Genomic DNA, 16893 nt, shown 5'->3' with positions numbered 1-16893 from the left:
CCTGGCCGAGCGGGCTCGAGTGCTGGGGCGGTCCCCCCAGCACACCACAGCCGCCGACGGCGGACCGTCGGCGGCTGTGGTGTGCACGGGTGGACCCCGCTCAGGCGGGCGTCAGGAGACGTCCACCGCGTCGATCTCGGCGTAGAACGTGCCGCGGGTCAGCGTGACGGTGTTCCAGCCCTTCTCCAGCTGGACCTGGTGCTCGATCGTCGTCCAGTTCTCCCAGCGGGTGTAGGGGAAGGTGACCGTGCCGGCCGCCTGCCCGTTCACCGTGACGGTGTCGGTCGACTCGACGGGGTAGCCGCCGCGGTCGGACCCGTTGGCGAACCGGATGGCCAGCGTGGCCGGGCCGCCGCGCTCGGCGTACACCTGCAGCGACACCGAGCTGTCGGCGAAGTCCATGCCGCCGACCTTGGCGCCGCCGGACGCGCTGCCGTCACCGACCACGCGGGCGTGGGTGACCGTGCCCTGCTCCGCCTCGTACCGGGTGGTCGTCGGACCCGCGGGCGGGCCCTTCGGGTCCGGGACGTGGCTGGCGTCGTAGACGTCGAACGCGTCGATCTCGGCGAAGAACGTGGCCTTGGTCAGGGTGATGGTGTTCGTCCCCTTCTTCAGCTGCACCTGCGTCTCGACCATGCGCCAGTTGCCCCAGGTGGTGTGGGCGAAGGTGACCGTGCCGGCGCTGCGCCCGTTGACCGTGAGGGTGTCGGTCGCCGTCACCGGGACGCCGCCGTCGATGGAGCCGTTCGTGTAGCGGATGCCCAGCGTCGCCGGGCCGGACTTCTCCGCCTGCACCGTGATGGTCACCGAGCTGTTCGTGTCGTCGAGCCCGCCGACCTTCTCCAGCCCGGAGGCCGCAGGGTCGCCGACCACGCGGGCGTTGGCGAGGACGCCGTCCTCGGCCTGGTAGCGGACCGCGGCCTCCTCGACCACGGGGACGCCGTCGGTCCAGTTCAGGTCGCTGACGTACATCGCGCGGTAGGAGTACGTCGGGTCCCAGCCGTGGAAGATGATCGAGGTGCCGCCGTCGGGGTTGGTCACGACGTCCTGGCCGCCGTAGCCCAGCACGTGGTCCTGGAACATCTCGCTGGTGACCAGCTCGGTCGTGGACTTCGTGTACGGCCCGGTGATGCTCGTCGAGGTCGCGTACCCGGTGCGGTAGCCACCGCCGCCGAAGTCGTTGGAGGAGTAGAAGAGGTAGTAGGTGCCGTCCTTCTTCACCAGCGTCGGTGCCTCGACGACGTTGCCCTCCCAGGGCAGGTCGCGGCGGATCAGCTCGACCGGGTCGCCGGTGAGCGTCGTCCCGTCGGCCGACAGCGGCTGGATGAAGATGATCGCCGTCTTGCCGGCGCAGCAGTTGCCGTCGGCCTTCCACAGCAGGTAGAGCTGGCCGTTCTCGGAGTAGGTGGCCGCGTCGATCGCGCCGCCGAGGTCGGTCGTGCCGTTCTCCCCGTTCGGGCAGACCAGCGGCTCGGTGCCCACGGGCACGAACGGGCCGTCGGGTGAGGCGGACGTCGAGACACCGATGCACTGGCGGGGCGAGGTGGCGTCGCGCGCGGTGTAGTAGAGCGCGTAACCGCCGGCGACCGCGGTGACCTCGGGGGCCCAGACGCAGTTGTCGGTGGCCCCGCCCGGGGCGAAGCTGCACTCGCCGACCCAGGCGCCCAGGGTCGGGGCCGCGTCGGGCTGCGGCGTCCAGTTCACGAGGTCGGTCGACGTCTGGTGTTGGACGTTCTGACCGTCGTTGTTGGTCGCGTAGGCGTGGTAGACGCCGTCGACCAGCAGGACGTCGGGGTCGGCGAAGTTGGCGTCGATGACCGGCTCGATCATCGAGGTGGAGCCCGCGCCCGGCGGCGGGGTGCCGGGCTGGCCCGGTGCTGCGGACGCGGTGCCGGCCAGGGCGGGTGCGCACAGGGTGAGGACCAGGAAGGCCCCTCCTGCCGCGAGGCGGCGGAACGATGTGGGTGACGACACTGTGACCCTCTCGGAGATCGTGCAGTTGTTGTGCGCGGAAGCGTGCACTCCTGTGCGTTCTGCGGTCAATCAGTGAGCGCAAATGTCCGGTTCGGGCAGCGTGTCGTCCGCGGGGCCCGCCGGGGCCCGCCGGGGGCGGACCCGACGCCGGCACCCACCGGCTGCCGGGCGGCCTCGCGCCGCCTCGCGCCGCCTCGCCGAGGCGGGTCTCGTAGTCGGCCACCCCACCTCGACGAGGCGCCCACCTGCTGCGTCCGGCCTCGTCCCGATGGCGCAGACGGTCGAGCGCTGCCCCCGAGTGGGGGCAGGGCTCGACCGTCTGCGGGTGTGCGGTGGGGTCAGGCGACGCCGAGGGCGTCGGCCACCCGGTGGTGCGCGACGGCCTCGGGCGCCCGGCTCTGCCGCTCCAGCGTGCGGGCCAGCGCGCGGCGGGCCCAGCCGTTGGCCGGGGCGAGCTCGACCAGCCGGGTGAGGGTCTCCTCGGCGCGGGTCAGCTGCGCGGAGCGGAAGTAGCTGCGGGCCAGCAGCTCGAGCGCGGCCTGGTTCGCCGGCTCCGCCTCGACCAGCGGGGCGAGGACCCTGGCGGCCTCGACGGGCTGGTCGACGGCGAGGAACAGGTCGGCGCGCAGGTACTCCGAGTGCAGGTCGACGGGGCGGTGCTGGGGCGTGGGGTTGGTCATGACGCTCCTTCCACCGGCCCCCAACAGCGCGGGACCCGTCGCCCTTCCCGACCGCCGACCACACAGCGCACTCGTTCCACCACGCAACGACAATTTTCTGGCGCGTCGTCGAGTTGTGTGCCATCTAACTGGGTAGGGACCGCCCGCCGACGCCGACCGGCCCGGCGCCCGCTCCTCCCCCGGAGTCCGTGATGACCCACACCCTGCACCTGCCGAAGTGGTCCTCCCCCGCCGAGGAGAGGACCCGCGTCACCGTCGTCCACCGGATCGGTGCCCTCGTCGTCGCCGCGGTGATCGCCGCGTTCGGCGTCCTCGGGCTGCTCGACGGCCTCGACTACTTCTCCACCGACGGCGAGCGCATCGCCGGCCTGTCGTCCAACGGCCTGCTGTCGACCATCTCGCTGCTCACCGCAGCGGTGCTGGTGGTCGCCGCCGTCCGCGGCTCGCGCACCGCCTCGACGATCATGCTGGTCATCGGCGCCCTGTTCATCGCCTCGGCCCTGATCAACCTGGCGCTGCTGGAGACCGACTGGAACTTCCTGGCCTTCTCCGTCGCCAACGTCATCTTCTCCATCTGTGCCGGGCTGGTCCTGCTGACCCTGGGTGCCTACGGCCGGGTCAGCGGCAACCTCCCCGACGACAGCCCCTACCGCGGTGCCCAGGATGCCGGCGAGGAGGTCATGGAGAGCCCGGAGCTGCCCGAGACCCCGGCCGAGGAGGCCGCGGAGCGCGCCATGCGCGCGGCCGAGCTCGCCGTCGTCGAGCACCGCGCCACCGCCGACCAGCTCGCCCGCGTGCAGGCGATGGCCAAGGTCCGCAGCCGCTCCGCCCGCCGCACGGTGTGGATGTCCTACGACCGGCCGATGGTCGGCTGAGACCCCCGACCGCCCACGGGGCGGCGGCGGGGTGGCGGGGTGGACGTAACCTCGCGGGCGCCATGTCCTCCCTCCAGCCCCCCGCCTCCGCGCCCGTGCGCGACCGGGTCGACGCCTGCCCCGGGGCGCTGCAGACCCACTCGGCCGCCGACGGCGAGCTGGCCCGGGTCCGCGTCCCCGGCGGGGTGCTGACCGCACTCCAGCTGCGCGTCCTCGCCGCCGCGGCCCGCGAGCTGGGCGACGGGCACCTGGAGCTGACCAGCCGCGGCAACCTGCAGCTGCGCGGCCTGCAGCAGGGCACCCAGGACCAGCTCGGCGCCCGGCTCGCCGACGCCGGGCTGCTGCCCAGCGACACCCACGAGCGCGCCCGCAACGTCCTGGCCAGCACCCTCTCCGGCCGGGACGGCGAGGGGCACGCCGACGCCGGCCGCTGGGTGACCCTCTTCGACGCCGGCCTGCGCGCCGACCCCTCGCTCGCCGAGCTGCCCGGGCGCTTCCTGGCCACCTTCGACGACGGCCGCGGTGACGTCGCCGGGTTCGCCGGGGACGTCGGCCTGCTGGCGCTGGCCCCCGACCGGGTCGCCCTGCTCGTCGGCGGCACCGACTCCGGCCTGCGCGCCACCGGCGACGACGCCGTCCTGCTCGCCCTGGCCGCCGCCCGCGCCTTCCTCGCCGAGCGGGCCGCGCAGGGCTCGACCGCCTGGCGGGTCACCGAGCTCACCGACGGCCCCGCCCGGGTCGCCGCCCGCCTCGACGGGCCGCGCGAGGCGCCGGTCGCCGTCCCGCCCGCGCCGGTCATGGGCCCGGTGGGCGCCGCCAGCCAGGTCGACGGCCGCACGGCGCTGATCGGCGTCCTGCCGCTGGGCCGGCTCACCGCCGCGCAGGCCGAGCTGCTGGCCGACCGCACCGGGCAGGTGCAGCTGACCCCGTGGCGCAGCGTCGTCGTCCCCGACCTCGCCGAGGACGCCGTCGACGACACCGCCGTCGACCTGTTCCGCACCGGCATGGTGTTCGACGAGGCCAGCCCCTGGCTGCGGGTCACCACCTGCGCGGGCCGGGGGTGCGCCAGGTCGCTGGCCGACGTCCGCGCCGACGCCGTCGCCGCCGTCGGCTCCCGCGCACTGCCCGCCGGCGGCGCCCGTCAGCACTGGGTCGGGTGCGAGCGCCGGTGCGGACGGCCCCAGGGCGACGTGGTCGACGTCGTCGCCACCGCGAGCGGTTACCGGATCGAAGAGGGCTGATGTACGAGTACGAGCACGACGGCGCCGAGATCTACCGCCGCTCCTTCGCCACCATCCGGGCCGAGGCCGACCTGTCGCGCTTCCCCGAGGACGTCGCCCAGGTGGCCGTGCGGATGATCCACGCCTGCGGCCAGGTCGACCTGACCACCGACATCGACTTCTCCCCCGACGTCGTCACCCGCGCCCGGGAGGCGCTGGACGCCGGCGCCCCGGTGCTGTGCGACGCGCAGATGGTGGCCTCCGGGGTGACCCGCAAGCGGCTGCCCAAGGACAACGACGTCGTCTGCACCCTCAACGACCCCCGCACCCCGGCACTCGCCCGCGAGCTGGGCACCACCCGCACCGCCGCGGCGATGCACCTGTGGGGCGACCGGCTCGACGGCGCCGTGGTGGCGATCGGCAACGCGCCCACCGCGCTGTTCCACCTGCTGGAGATGGTCCGCGACGGCGCCCCGCGGCCGGCCGCCGTGGTCGGCATCCCCGTCGGCTTCATCGGCGCGGTCGAGTCCAAGGACGCCCTGGCCGAGGCCGACCTGGAGTTCCTCGTCGTCCGCGGCCGCCGCGGGGGCAGCGCGATCACCGCTGCCGCCGTCAACGCGATCGCGAGCACCGTCGAATGACCGGCCATGTTGGCCGACATGGCCCGTCGGGGCGGCTGTACGGGGTCGGGCTGGGGCCCGGTGACCCGGAGCTGGTGACGGTCAAGGCCGCCCGGCTGATCGGGGCCGCCGACGTCGTGGCCTTCCACGCGGCGCAGCACGGTCGCTCGGTCGCCCGCGCGCTGGCCGCGCCGTACCTGCGCGAGGGCCAGGTCGAGGAGCTGCTGGTCTACCCGGTCACCACCGAGACCACCGACCACCCCGGCGGCTACCAGGGCGCGATCGACGAGTTCTACGAGGCCGCCGCCGCCCGGCTGGCCGCACACCTGGACGCCGGGCGGGACGTCGTGGTGCTGGCCGAGGGCGACCCGTTCTTCTACGGCTCGTACATGCACATGCACAAGCGGCTCGCGCACCGGTACCCGACCGAGGTGGTGCCCGGCGTGACCAGCGTCAGCGGCGCCGCCGCGGTGCTGGGCCGGCCGCTGGTGGAGCGCGACGAGGTGCTCACCGTGCTGCCCGGCACGCTGCCCCCCGACGAGCTCGCCGAGTGGCTGGCCACCACCGACTCCGCGGCGGTGATGAAGCTGGGCCGCACGTTCCGCGGCGTGCGCGAGGCCTTCGACGCCGCCGGCGTGCTCGACCGGGCCTTCTACGTGGAGCGGGCCACCACCGACCGGCAGCGCATCCTGCCGCTGGCCGAGGTCGACCCGGACACCGTGCCCTACTTCTCCCTGGCGCTGCTGCCCAGCGAGCTGACCGGCCCGGGCAACGACCCGGAGCGCACCGAGGACGCCGAGCCGCGCGTCGGCGAGGTCGTCGTCGTCGGGCTGGGCCCCGGGCAGCGCAGCTGGACCACACCTGAGGCGGCCGAGGCCCTCGCCGGCGCCGACGACCTGGTCGGCTACGGCCCCTACCTGGACCGGGTGCCGGCCAACCCGCGGCAGACCCGGTACCCCAGCGACAACCGGGTCGAGGCCGAGCGGGCCGCGCACGCGCTGCAGCTGGCGCAGTCCGGACGGCGGGTGGCGGTGGTCTCCAGCGGCGACCCGGGCGTCTTCGCGATGGCGGCGGCCGTGCTCGAGGTCGCCGCTCAGCCGGAGTACGCCGACGTCGAGGTGCGGGTGCTGCCCGGGCTGACCGCGGCGCAGGCGGTGGCCTCCCGCGTCGGGGCGCCGCTCGGCCACGACTTCGCGGTCATCTCGCTGTCCGACGTCCTCAAGCCCTGGGACGTCGTCCTGGACCGGCTGCGCGCCGCGGCGTCGGCCGACCTGGTGCTGGCGCTGTACAACCCGCGGTCCAAGGCCCGCCCGCACCAGCTGGGCGAGGCGCACCAGGCGCTGCTGGAGGTCAGGAAGCCCGAGACCGTGGTCGTCGTCGGCCGGGACGTCGGCGGGCCCGAGGAGCGGGTCACCGTCACCACCCTCGGCGAGTTCGACCCCGCGACGGTCGACATGCGCTGCCTGGTGATGATCGGCTCGACGCAGACCCAGGTCACCGCCACCGGCCGGGTCTTCACCTCCCGCCGCTACCCCGGCTGAGCGCCTCCCGGGCGGCCGCGTCGGCGGACATGGCCGCCCGAGGGGAACAGGCTCGACTCGTCGGGCCTTGCACCGGGTCGTGCCCCGTCGTGAGCTCGGTCGTCCTGCTGCCTTCTGGACGGTCGCCGTCCTGCTCGTCCTGGTGCTGGCCGCGTCGGGGGTGCCGTCGCCGCTGTACCGGGTGTACGCCGAGCGGTTCGGCTTCGGCTCCGGGGTGATCACCGTCGTCTTCGCCGTGTACGTCTTCGCGCTGCTGCTGTCGCTGCTGGTCGTGGGCGGGCTCTCCGACCACGTGGGACGGCGGCCGGTGCTGGCTGCAGCGCTGGTGCTCGAGGCGGTGTCGATGGTGCTCTTCCTCGCCGCCGACGGGGTCGGCTGGCTGCTGGCCGCCCGGGTCGTGCAGGGCCTGGCGACCGGGGCGATGACCGGCGCGTTCGGGGCCGCGCTGCTGGACCTGCAGCGCGGCGAGAAGCCGCTGGGCCCGCTGGTGAACTCCGCGGCCCCCGGCTTCGGGCTGTCGCTCGGCGCGGTGGGCGCCGGCGCGGCCGTCGAGTGGTTGCCGGCCCCCACCGAGTGGGTGTTCGGCGCCCTGACCGTGCTGTGCCTGGTCGCGGCGGTCGGTGTGCTGGTGTTCCTGCCCGAGACGTCGCCGCAGCTGCCCGGCGCGCGGTCCTCGCTGCGGCCGAGCGTGCACGTGCTGCCGGCCCAGCGCCGTGCGTTCGTCGTCGTGCTGCCCTGCCTGGTCGCCACCTGGGCACTGGGCGGGCTGTACGCCTCGCTCGGCCCCTCGCTGGTGTCCGGTGTCTACGGCGTCCAGGACCACCTGGTCGGCAGCCTCGTCGTGCTCGCGCTCAACGGCACCGGGCTCGTGGGCTCGCTGGCCGTGCGTGGTGTCGCCCCGGCGCGGGCGATGGTCGTCGGCGCGCTGGTGTTCGCCGCCGGGGTGGCAGGCACGATCGTCGCGCTGGCCGTCGGCTCGCTGGCGCTGTTCTTCACCGCCGCGGTGGTCTCCGGCCTCGGCTTCGGCAGCGCCTTCCTCGGCGCGATGGCCACCGTCACCCACGGGGTCGCCCCTGATGCCCGGGCCGGGCTGCTGGCCGCGGTGTTCACCGCCAGCTACCTGGGCTTCAGCCTGCCGGCGATCGCGGCGGGCATCGCCGCCGGTCACATCGGCCTGGAGCGGACGGCGCAGGTCTACGGCGCCGGGGTCATCGTGCTGGCGCTGCTGGCCGTGGCCGGGCTGCTGCTGCACGCCCGGCGCCCGGCCGCCGACCCCGAGCCGGCGCGGATCCCGGTCGCCGCCGGCCGAGGGCCCGCGGCCCGGGACTGACCTCTCCGCGCTGGTGCTCTGCTCCCTCCCAGGGAGCAGAGCACGAGCGTCCGCAGGGGGACCTGTCCGCTGGTCGCGCCGGGCTCGTCCCCCGCCGATCGGATCGCAGACGGCGGCGAGCGGCGCCGGTCGCCACCCGGGGCGCCTGGGACGCCGTCCAGCAGCACCTCGGCCAGCGAGCGCAGCCCCGTGCCGCCTGACCCAGCGCCGGCCCGCGCTGACCCCGCTCAGCTGCCGGCGCGGGTGACCGCGGCGCAGAACCGGCCGTGGTCGGCGCGGGCCGAGCTGAGCGGCTCGACCACCTGCGCCTCGGCCACCTCCCCGACCCGGTCCAGCAGCCGGCGGCGCACCTGCCGCGCCCGGCGTCTGGCGCCCATCGCGACCAGCGGTCTGGCCACCAGCGCCAGCAGCAACCCGGCCAGGAGCCCGCCGACCAGCAGCAGCGTGGGCAGCGGGATGCCCTCGACCCGGGGCAGCGGGACGACGTCGTCCAGCTGCAGCAGGCCCAGCCCGACCAGGCCGAGCAGCCACAGCGCCCCGGCCAACGCGATGATCAGCAGCACCCACTGCAGCCCACCGACGGCGCGCTGCCACAGCGGGGTGCGGTCCGAGCCGAGGTCGGTGCCGGCGACGGCGCGGTCGAGGTCGTCGGCCAGCCGGTCCTCGGACACCTCCGCGGTGCGGCGCAGCTCGTCCCGCCACGCCTGCGGCAGCCCGTCCCCGGCGCCGTCGCGGGCCCGGCGCAGCGCCGAGCTCATCGTGGCCTGCTGCACCGCCCCGGCCTGGGGCAGCGACGTCCGGGAGTCCTCGTTGCCCAGGTGCAGCCGGTGGACCGGGTCGGCCCGCAGCTTCGCCGTCCAGCGCAGCACCGGCCAGCCCGTGTGCGCCACGCCCCGGCGCTGGGTCGAGCGCTCGACCGCGCTGACCACCGCCGGCACCCCGGCGGCGTTCGCGAGCGCCTCGGTGAGGCCCTCGCGCTCGTCCCGGTCGAGGCTGCGATCCGGTCCCAGTCCGGGTGCGCAGTGCGCGGACAACGCCTCGGCGGCGCTGCGGGCGTCGGCGGCCAGCCGGTCGGTGGCCGCGCGGCGGGCGGAGACCCGGCGGGCCAGCTCCGCGCGCAGCTCCGGGAGCCCGGCGCCGGTGCGGCCGGCCGTCGCCAGCAGGGTCGTGGCCCCCAGGCCCTCGCGGTCGAGCAGCCCGCGCAGGTCGGCCAGGCAGGCCCGGGCCGCGGCGTCGTCCAGGCGGTCGACCTGGTTCAGCACGACGACCAGCACACCGGAGTGCCCGGCCAGCGGGGCCAGGTAGCGGGAGTGCACCGCGGCGTCGGCGTACTTCTGCGGGTCGAGCACCCAGACCAGGACGTCGACCAGCTCCACCAGCCGGTCGACCTCCAGCCGGTTCTCCAGCCGCACGCTGTCGTGGTCGGGCAGGTCGAGCAGCACCAGCCCGTCCAGGGCCGGGTCGCCGGCCTCGACGCGGTTGCGGCGGGGCACCTGCAGCCAGTCCAGCAGCCGGTCGGAGCCGTGCTCGCCCCACACGCTGGCGTGCGCGATCCCGGTGGTCGGACGGCGGACGCCGGGCGTGCTCACCTCGCTGCCGCTCAACGCGTTGAACAGCGTGGACTTGCCGCTGCCGGTCGCCCCGGCCAGCGCCACGACGGTGGCGTCACCGAGCGCCTCGCGGGCACCGGCCTTGGCCAGCAGCGCCCGGGCCTGGCCGACCTCGGGCACCTCCAGCCGCCCGTCGGCGACCTCGACCGCCTCGCGCAGCGCCGCCAGCCGGTCGGTCAGCGACAGCTGCTCGCGCTTGCCGACCCTCATGCGCCGGCCTTGCGGGCCGCGGCGAGGCCGGCGACGGCGGCGCGCAGCTCGTCGTCGGCACCCGGGACCGGGGCGGCGTCGTCCAGCAGCTGGTCGAAGCGGCTCTGCTCGGCCGCGAGCAGGCGGGCGGCCCGCTCGTCGAGGTCGGCGCGCGCCGTCTGGGCCAGCTGCCGGACCGCGGCGTCACCGAACACGGCCTCCAGCAGCCGCTGCCCGACCGCCGTCGTCCCGCCGGCGATGGCGAACTCCGCGCCGGAGACCCCGGCGGTGGAGGCGAAGACGGCGATCATGAGCGCGGCGCCGGCGCCGTTGACGCCCCAGGAGAGCAACCGCGCCTGCGAGCGCTTGCCCGCGCCCTCCTCGCGCACGAGGTCGAGCACGAAGCCCTGCCAGCCACGCACCTCGTCGGCGGAGGCACCGGCGAAGGCCGGGGAGACGCCGTCCAGCTCGGTCTCGCGGCCGTCGATCAGGTCGATGCCGCCGGGCAGCGAGCGCCAGCTGGTCACGGTCTTCTCCGCGGCCCGGTCGGCCTCGACCCGCAGCAGCGTCTCCACCCCCGACTCCAGCGCGCCCGCCAGGTCGTCGGCGGGGTTGGGGCGCCCGGTGAGCGCCGCGGTCAGCCGGTCACGCAGCCGCCCGACCTGCCCCTGCAGGCTGCGCATCCACTCGCCGGTGCCGACGAACTCCTGCCAGCGGGCGAGGACCTCACCACGCAGCAGGCTGCCGTTGCCGACCGCGTCGTCGATGCCGGCCCGCGCCCGGGCGTAGGCGGCGTCGGCAGCCGCCCACAGCGCCTCGGCCGCGGTCTCCTGCTCCTGGACCCCGGCGACGACCACGTCGACCCGGTCGCCCAGGCTCTCCAGCGCACCGGCCAGGGTCTGCCGGACGACGGCGGCCCGCTGCTCGGCGTCGGCGGCCAGCCCGTGCAGCCAACCACGCAGCGGCGCCACCTGGTCCTCGGGCAGGAAGCCGTCGACCAGCGGGCGCTCCTCGATCACGAACAGCCGGGCGCTGGACAACCGCGCCTTGGTCAGCATGGTGGCGAGGTCGTCGGCCACCTCGCGCACGGCCTCCGGCGGCACGCGGTCGAGCACCACGGCCAGCGCGGTGCCGCGCTCCTGCGCGGTGCGCAGCAGGTCCCACGGGACGGCGTCGGCGTAGCGGGCCGCGGTGGTCACGAACACCCACAGGTCGGCGGCGGCCAGCAGCTGCCCGGCCAGGTCACGGTTGGCCTCGACCACCGAGTCGACGTCCGGGGCGTCGATGAGCGCGAGACCGGCCGGCAGGCCCTCGTGCACGACCAGCTGCAGCCCGCCCGGGCCGGCCTCGCCGCCGGTGGTGCGCGCCAGGCCCGGCAGCACGCGGTCACCGGCGAACGAGGCCTGGTCGGCCGGCGCGCAGACCAGGACCGGCGCCCGCGTCGTCGGCCGGAGCACGCCGGGGGTGGTGACCCGCGCCTGCAGCACGCTGTTGACCAACGTGGACTTGCCGGCGCCGGTGGAACCGCCGACCACGGTCAGCAGCGGGGCGTCGAGGTCGCGCAGCCGGGGCAGCAGGTAGTCGTCGACCTGGTCGACGACGGCGCGGGCGGTGCGGGCGGCCTCGTCGCGGTTGTGGGTGGCCAGGCCGAGCGGCGCGGCGGCGACCCGGTCACGCAACAGCTGCAGGGCATCGGGCAGCCGTGTCTCGGCCGAGCTGGTCATCCGTCGATCTTGCCCAGAAGGACCCCCGCTCACCCGTCGGGCGCGACGTGCGCTCAGTCGCGCTGCGGCCAGGCGACGACAGGACCCAGCAGGGGGCCGTCGTGCGGCAGGCCCTCGCCGTCGCGGACGACCTCGTGGTGCTCGTGACTGCCCGCGGCGTGGGCCAGCGCGGCCAGCAACAGGGTCAGTTCGTCGCGGTCGAGGCCGGCGGTGAGGTCGGCCAGGTCGACCGGCTGCCCCTCGGCCAGGCTCGCTGCGACACGGAGCAGCCGGCGCTCGCCACCGGTGCCGCTGATCCGGCCCGAGCGCAACGCGCCGTCGAGGTCGCCCCACTGGACCGCGGCCCACGGGCCGCCGTCGACCGCGTCGCCGTCCAGCGCGATCGACACCAGCCCGGCGGCCTGGAGCCGGGGCAGCCAATGACCGGAGTCGGCCAGCAGCAGCACCGCCGCCTCGGCCGCGTAGTCACCGACCGCGGCGCGCAGCAGGGCGCTCTCCAGGTCCAGCAGGTCGAGGTCGACCGCCTGCGGGTCACCGAGCACGGGTGCACCTCCTGTCGTCGACGTCCACTGTGCACCCGGGGTACGACAGTCCGCCGCGGTCAGGGCAGCACGGTGAGCGGCACGGTCAGCCAGTCCGTGTCGCCGGCGGTCACGAGGGCCGCCCCCGGCACCGCCTGGGCAGGCACCGGGACGGTGATGCTGCCCGCGAAGCCGTCCCCGCGGCCGGCCACCCGAGCCAGCGGGACCCGGGTCCCGCCCTGGACGAACGACACGGGCACCTCGGTCAGCGGACGGTCCTCGTCCGACCCGTCGTCGCCGCTGCAGCTCTCCTGCAGCCGGGCCATCGTGACGACGACCTGGTCGCCGACGCGCGCCTGCGAGGGCGCCACCGACATCTCCGGGGCGGCGCAGGACGCCTGCGCGCCGGTGCAGCCCGGGAGCAGGGCGAGGACGACCACCGCGAGGACCCATCCGGCCGGAGAGCGCATGGGGAGCAGGGTGGCCGGAGGGGCGGTGCGCGTCCAGGGGCGAGACCGGATCGTCACCCTCAGGTGCGAGCGAGCGCCGCCGGGACCTCGGCCGGGCTCGCCACCACGGCCACCGCACCCGCCGCCGCCAGCTCCCCGGGCGGCGCGGGGCCCCAGCCGGCGCCGATGCAGGGCACCCCGTGGACCCGGGCGCCCAGCACGTCGTGCAGCCGGTCGCCGACGAGCACCGGCCGGACGCCGTCCGGGTGCGCGGCCAGCGCCGCGGCGACGACCTGTTCCTTGTGCCGGACGGCGCCGTCCAGCGTCGCGCCGTGGACGGTGGCGAAGGCGGTCAGCAGTCCCACGTGCTCGAGGATGCGGACGGCGAACGGCTCGGGCTTGCTGGTCGCCACGGCGAGGACCGCACCGCCGGCGCGCAGGTCGGCGAGCAGGTCGGGGACCTCCGGGTACACGGTGGCGTCCAACATCGCGCCGGCCGTGTAGTGCTCCCGGTAGACCAGGACAGCCCGGTCGACGTCCGCGCCGGTGAGCCCGAAGGCGCCGGCGAAGCCCTCCTCCAGTGGAGGCCCGACCATCGACCGCAGCTGCTCGGGAGTGGGCTCGGGCAGGCCGAGCCGGGCGGCGGCCACCCGGATCGAGGCCCAGATGCCCGGGGTCGAGTCGACCAGCGTGCCGTCGAGGTCGAACAGCACCAGCCGGCCGGCCACGTCCCCGGCGATGTCGGAGCTGGTTGTATGAAGTTTCAAGTAGTTCTCCTCGAAGGGACTCCGATGACCCGGACCGCACCCACCCCCACCCGGAGCACCGGCACGATCCGGGCCGTCCAGGCCGGCGCCGCGCTGTCGGTGGTCGTGCTGCTGTTCCAGTTCGTCACGGCCGGTCAGGTGCTCGCCGACAGCAGCGGGGCGCGCGACGGCCACGGCGCCGGCGCGATCGCCCTGCACGTCGTCGGGCTGCTGCTCGTTGTGGCCACCCTGCGGCACGCGCGAGCCGGGGGCGCGCGGTGGCCGGTGGTCGTGTCCGCCGCCGTCTTCGTGGCCGGGTTCGTGCAGGCGGCCCTCGGCGACAGCGGGAACATGGCCGCGCACGTGCCCGGCTCGCTGGTGCTGTCCATCGGCACGGTCTGGGTCACCGCCTGGGCGTTCACCCGTCAGCCGGTGGCCTGAGCCCGCAGCCAGGCGAGCGCGTCGGCCACCGTCGCCACCGTCTCCACGCCCGGGGGCAGCGGTGGCCGGCGCACCAGCACGACGGGCAGGCCCAGCTCGCGGGCGGCGACCAGCTTGGCCTCGGTGAGGTGACCCCCGGAGTCCTTGGTGACCACGACGTCGACGGTGTGCTCGCGCATCAGCGCCAGCTCGTCGGCGACGCTGAACGGCCCGCGGTCCAGCAGCAGCGTCGCGCCGGCGGGCAGCGGTTGGTCGGGCGGGTCGACCGAGCGCACCAGCACCCGGCCGGGCAGCCCGGCGAACGCGGCGACGCCCTGCCTGCCGGTGGTGAGGAAGACGCTCGCGTACCCCGCGACCGCCTCGGCGGCGGCGGCCAGCGAGTCGACGTACCTCCAGGTGTCCCCCGGCCCGGGCGTCCACCCGGGGCGCTGCAGCCGCAGCAGCGGCGTGCCGTGGGCGGCGGCCGCGGTGGCCGCCGAGGCGGTGATCTGCGCGGCGAACGGGTGGGTCGCGTCGACGACCGCCCGCGGGCGGTGCTCGGCCAGCCAGCCGGCCAGGCCCTCCGCGCCGCCGAACCCGCCGACCCGCACCGGACCTTCGGGCAGCACCGGGTCGGCGGTGCGCCCGGCCAGGCTGGAGAGCACGTCCACGCCACCGGCCACCAGGGCCGCAGCCAGGGCCCGCGCCTCGCCGGTGCCGCCCAGCACCAACACCTGCCCGGTCACGCGTGCACCATGTGTTCGTGAGCAGGGACGGCAGCGCGGGGCTGCGGCACGGCTGGACGACGGGCGCCTGCGCGACCGCGGCCACCACCGCGGCCTACACGGCGCTGCTCACCGGCGAGTTCCCCGACCCGGTCAGCATCGACCTGCCCCACGACAAGCACCCGGCGTTCGCCCTGGCCCGAGAGACCCTGGCCGCGCGCGAGGCCACCGTCGGCATCGTCAAGGACGCCGGCGACGACCCCGACGTCACCCACGGCGCGCTCGTCTCGGCGCGGGTCGTGCTGGGCGAGCCGGGCAGCGGCGTGCAGTTCCGCGCCGGCGAGGGTGTGGGCACGGTGACCAAGCCCGGCCTGCCGCTGGCCGTGGGCGAGCCGGCGATCAACCCGGTCCCCCGCCGGCTGATGACCGAGCACGTCGCCGCCGTCGCGGCGCGCTTCGGGGGCACCGGCGACGTGGTCGTCGAGGTGTCGGTGGAGAACGGTGCCGAGCTGGCACGGAAGACCTGGAACCCGCGGCTGGGCATCCTCGGCGGGCTGTCCATCCTCGGCACGACCGGGGTCGTCGTCCCGTACTCCTGCTCGTCGTGGATCGACTCGATCCGCCGCGGCATCGACGTCGCCCGGGCCGCGGGGCGCGAGCACGTGGCCGGGTGCACCGGGTCGACCAGCGAGCGGGTCGCCCAGGAGCTGTACGACCTGCCCGAGGACGCGCTGCTGGACATGGGCGACTTCGCCGGCGCGGTGCTGAAGTACCTGCGCCGGCACCCGGTGCCGCGGCTGACCGTGGCCGGCGGCATCGGCAAGCTGGCCAAGCTTTCCGAGGGCCACCTCGACCTGCACTCCGGCCGCTCGCAGGTGTCCTTCGCGGTGCTGGCCGACCTCGTCGCCGGCGCCGGCGGGGACGCCGCGCTGGTCGAGGGCGTGCGCGGGGCCAACACCGCCCTCGACGCGCTGCGGCAGAGCCAGGCCGCCGGCCTCCCGCTGGGCGACCTGGTCGCCGCCGGCGCCCGCCGGACCGCCGAGGGCGTGCTGCTCGGCGCCCCGGTCGAGGTCGACGTCGTGGTCATCGACCGCGCCGGCGTCATCGTGGGCCGCGCGTAGGCGGAGTGGATGCGTCGCGCTCACGCCGACGGATCCACTCCACCCGGGCGCTCCCGGGTGGTCGAGTAGAGGTGGCTGTCGGGGAACTCGCCGGCGGTGAGCACCCGGCCGACGATCACGATCGCCGTCCGCCGGACGCCGGCCTCGGCCACCTGCGCGGCGATGTCGGCGAGCGTGCCGCGCAGCACCAGCTCGTCGTCCCGGCTGGCCTTCGCGACCACCGCGACCGGGCAGTCCTCGCCGTAGTGCGCGGCGAGCTCGGGGGCCAGCACGTCCAGGCGCTGCACGGCCAGGTGCAGCACCAGCGTCGCCCCGGTCGCGGCGTAGCCGGCCAGCGCCTCCCCCGGCGGCATCGGCGTCGAGCGCGCCGACGTCCGGGTGAGGACGACGGTCTGCGCCACCCCCGGCACGGTCAGCTCGCGCTTGAGCGAGGCGGCCGCGGCGGCGAACGACGGCACCCCCGGGACGACGTCGTAGGGCACCCCGGCGGCGTCGAGCCGACGCATCTGCTCGGCCATCGCGCTGTACACCGACGGGTCGCCGGAGTGCAGCCGGGCGACGTCCAGCCCGGCGGCGTGCGCGGCGACGAGCTCGGCGGTGATCTGGTCGAGGTCGAGGTCGGCGGTGTCGACCAGCCGGGCGCCGGCCGGGGCGCTGTCGAGCAGCTCGCGCGGCACCAGCGCACCGGCGTAGAGGCAGACCGGGGACGACGCGATCAGCCGGGCCGCCCGCACGGTGACCAGGTCGGCGGCGCCGGGGCCGGCGCCGATGAAGTGGACGGTCACCGGGTCACGCTCCAGATCGTCACGGGCATGGCCGGCTTCCACCCGGTGAAGCCGCCGACCGGTGCGGCCGTGGCGACCTGGAGCCGGGTCAGCGAACCGCCGACCCGCTGCCGCCACTGCGCGAGCACCGCCTCGCTCTCCACGGTGACCGCGTTCACCACCAGCCGGCCACCCGGGGGCAGGGCGTCCCAGCAGTTCTCCAGCACGCCCGGCACCGTCGCCCCGCCGCCGACGAAGACCGCGTCCGGGGCGGGCAGGTCGCCCAGCGCCTCCGGCGCCCGGCCGCGCACCACCTGCAGGCCGGGGACGCCGAGCCGGGCGGCGTTCTGCCCGACCCGGTGCGCGCGCTCGGGGTCGGACTCC

The 16893-nt window shown here is 75.9% G+C and carries 17 protein-coding genes; 7 read left to right on the top strand and 10 right to left on the bottom strand.

Annotated elements, in window-relative coordinates:
- Nucleotides 1-111: 111 nt before the first annotated feature.
- Nucleotides 112-1974 (bottom strand): family 43 glycosylhydrolase, encoded by a 1863-nt coding sequence (locus GCU67_RS10740; protein WP_163611217.1) that lies wholly within the window; start codon nt 1972-1974, stop codon nt 112-114.
- 338 nt (nt 1975-2312) lie between these two features.
- Nucleotides 2313-2654: a tetratricopeptide repeat protein gene (locus tag GCU67_RS10735; RefSeq protein ID WP_163611216.1), complete on the bottom strand. Its 342-nt coding sequence runs from the start codon at nt 2652-2654 to the stop codon at nt 2313-2315.
- Between the two features lie 191 nt (nt 2655-2845).
- Here GCU67_RS10735 and GCU67_RS10730 point away from each other — a divergent pair, with 191 nt between their 5' ends.
- The 5 genes from GCU67_RS10730 to GCU67_RS10710 all read left to right on the top strand — a co-directional run bounded on the left by GCU67_RS10730 (nt 2846) and on the right by GCU67_RS10710 (nt 8240).
- A complete protein-coding gene (locus GCU67_RS10730; protein WP_163611215.1) occupies nt 2846-3529 on the top strand; it encodes a DUF4383 domain-containing protein in 684 nt (227 codons plus the stop codon).
- Between the two features lie 62 nt (nt 3530-3591).
- Complete coding sequence (locus GCU67_RS10725) at nt 3592-4770, top strand: precorrin-3B synthase (RefSeq protein WP_163611214.1); 1179 nt, start codon at nt 3592-3594, stop codon at nt 4768-4770.
- Nucleotides 4770-5390, top strand: a complete 621-nt coding sequence (locus tag GCU67_RS10720) for a precorrin-8X methylmutase (protein ID WP_163611213.1) — start codon at nt 4770-4772, stop codon at nt 5388-5390. The genes GCU67_RS10725 and GCU67_RS10720 overlap by 1 nt, the downstream gene beginning before the upstream one ends.
- Nucleotides 5387-6910, top strand: coding sequence for a precorrin-2 C(20)-methyltransferase (locus GCU67_RS10715; RefSeq protein WP_163611212.1), 1524 nt, complete (start codon nt 5387-5389; stop codon nt 6908-6910). The genes GCU67_RS10720 and GCU67_RS10715 overlap by 4 nt, the downstream gene beginning before the upstream one ends.
- Nucleotides 6911-6989: 79 nt before the next feature.
- Complete coding sequence (locus tag GCU67_RS10710; RefSeq protein ID WP_163611211.1) at nt 6990-8240, top strand: MFS transporter; 1251 nt, start codon at nt 6990-6992, stop codon at nt 8238-8240.
- A gap of 227 nt (nt 8241-8467) precedes the next feature.
- Here the strand turns inward: GCU67_RS10710 and GCU67_RS10705 are convergent, their stop codons facing one another.
- Genes GCU67_RS10705 through GCU67_RS10685 form a run of 5 tightly spaced genes read right to left on the bottom strand, consistent with a single transcriptional unit; the run spans nt 8468 to nt 13500 of the window.
- Entirely contained in the window at nt 8468-10060 is a 1593-nt protein-coding gene (locus tag GCU67_RS10705) for a GTPase (protein ID WP_163611210.1), read from the bottom strand.
- Nucleotides 10057-11763 carry a GTPase family protein gene (locus tag GCU67_RS10700; protein ID WP_163611209.1) on the bottom strand — a complete coding sequence of 569 codons (1707 nt, stop codon included), beginning with the start codon at nt 11761-11763 and terminating at the stop codon, nt 10057-10059. The genes GCU67_RS10705 and GCU67_RS10700 overlap by 4 nt, the downstream gene beginning before the upstream one ends.
- Before the next feature lie 53 nt (nt 11764-11816).
- Complete coding sequence (locus GCU67_RS10695) at nt 11817-12305, bottom strand: hypothetical protein (protein WP_163611208.1); 489 nt, start codon at nt 12303-12305, stop codon at nt 11817-11819.
- 59 nt (nt 12306-12364) lie between these two features.
- Nucleotides 12365-12754 carry a hypothetical protein gene (locus GCU67_RS10690; RefSeq protein WP_163611207.1) on the bottom strand — a complete coding sequence of 130 codons (390 nt, stop codon included), beginning with the start codon at nt 12752-12754 and terminating at the stop codon, nt 12365-12367.
- Nucleotides 12755-12813: 59 nt separating this feature from the next.
- On the bottom strand, nt 12814-13500 hold the full coding sequence (locus GCU67_RS10685) for an HAD hydrolase-like protein (RefSeq protein ID WP_211661162.1): 687 nt from the start codon (nt 13498-13500) through the stop codon (nt 12814-12816).
- A 24-nt stretch (nt 13501-13524) separates the two neighbouring features.
- On the opposite strand from GCU67_RS10685, the gene GCU67_RS10680 reads away from it, so the two are divergent.
- Entirely contained in the window at nt 13525-13920 is a 396-nt protein-coding gene (locus tag GCU67_RS10680) for a hypothetical protein (protein ID WP_163611206.1), read from the top strand.
- On the opposite strand, the gene GCU67_RS10675 is transcribed toward GCU67_RS10680, so the two are convergent.
- Nucleotides 13905-14645 carry a cobalt-precorrin-6A reductase gene (locus tag GCU67_RS10675; protein ID WP_338104924.1) on the bottom strand — a complete coding sequence of 247 codons (741 nt, stop codon included), beginning with the start codon at nt 14643-14645 and terminating at the stop codon, nt 13905-13907. The two genes, GCU67_RS10680 and GCU67_RS10675, sit on opposite strands and share 16 nt — an antisense overlap.
- A gap of 17 nt (nt 14646-14662) precedes the next feature.
- On the opposite strand from GCU67_RS10675, the gene GCU67_RS10670 reads away from it, so the two are divergent.
- Nucleotides 14663-15745 (top strand): cobalt-precorrin-5B (C(1))-methyltransferase, encoded by a 1083-nt coding sequence (locus GCU67_RS10670; RefSeq protein ID WP_163611205.1) that lies wholly within the window; start codon nt 14663-14665, stop codon nt 15743-15745.
- 20 nt (nt 15746-15765) lie between these two features.
- Here the strand turns inward: GCU67_RS10670 and cobM are convergent, their stop codons facing one another.
- Nucleotides 15766-16530 carry a precorrin-4 C(11)-methyltransferase gene (gene cobM / locus GCU67_RS10665; protein ID WP_163611204.1) on the bottom strand — a complete coding sequence of 255 codons (765 nt, stop codon included), beginning with the start codon at nt 16528-16530 and terminating at the stop codon, nt 15766-15768.
- Nucleotides 16527-16893: bifunctional cobalt-precorrin-7 (C(5))-methyltransferase/cobalt-precorrin-6B (C(15))-methyltransferase (locus tag GCU67_RS10660; RefSeq protein WP_420846351.1), on the bottom strand; the 367-nt coding region annotated here is incomplete at its 5' end. The genes GCU67_RS10660 and cobM, both read right to left, overlap by 4 nt.

This window comes from Modestobacter muralis (assembly GCF_010682105.1).
GTDB lineage: Bacteria > Actinomycetota > Actinomycetes > Mycobacteriales > Geodermatophilaceae > Modestobacter > Modestobacter muralis.
This window is presented reverse-complemented; position numbering and strand designations above follow the sequence as displayed.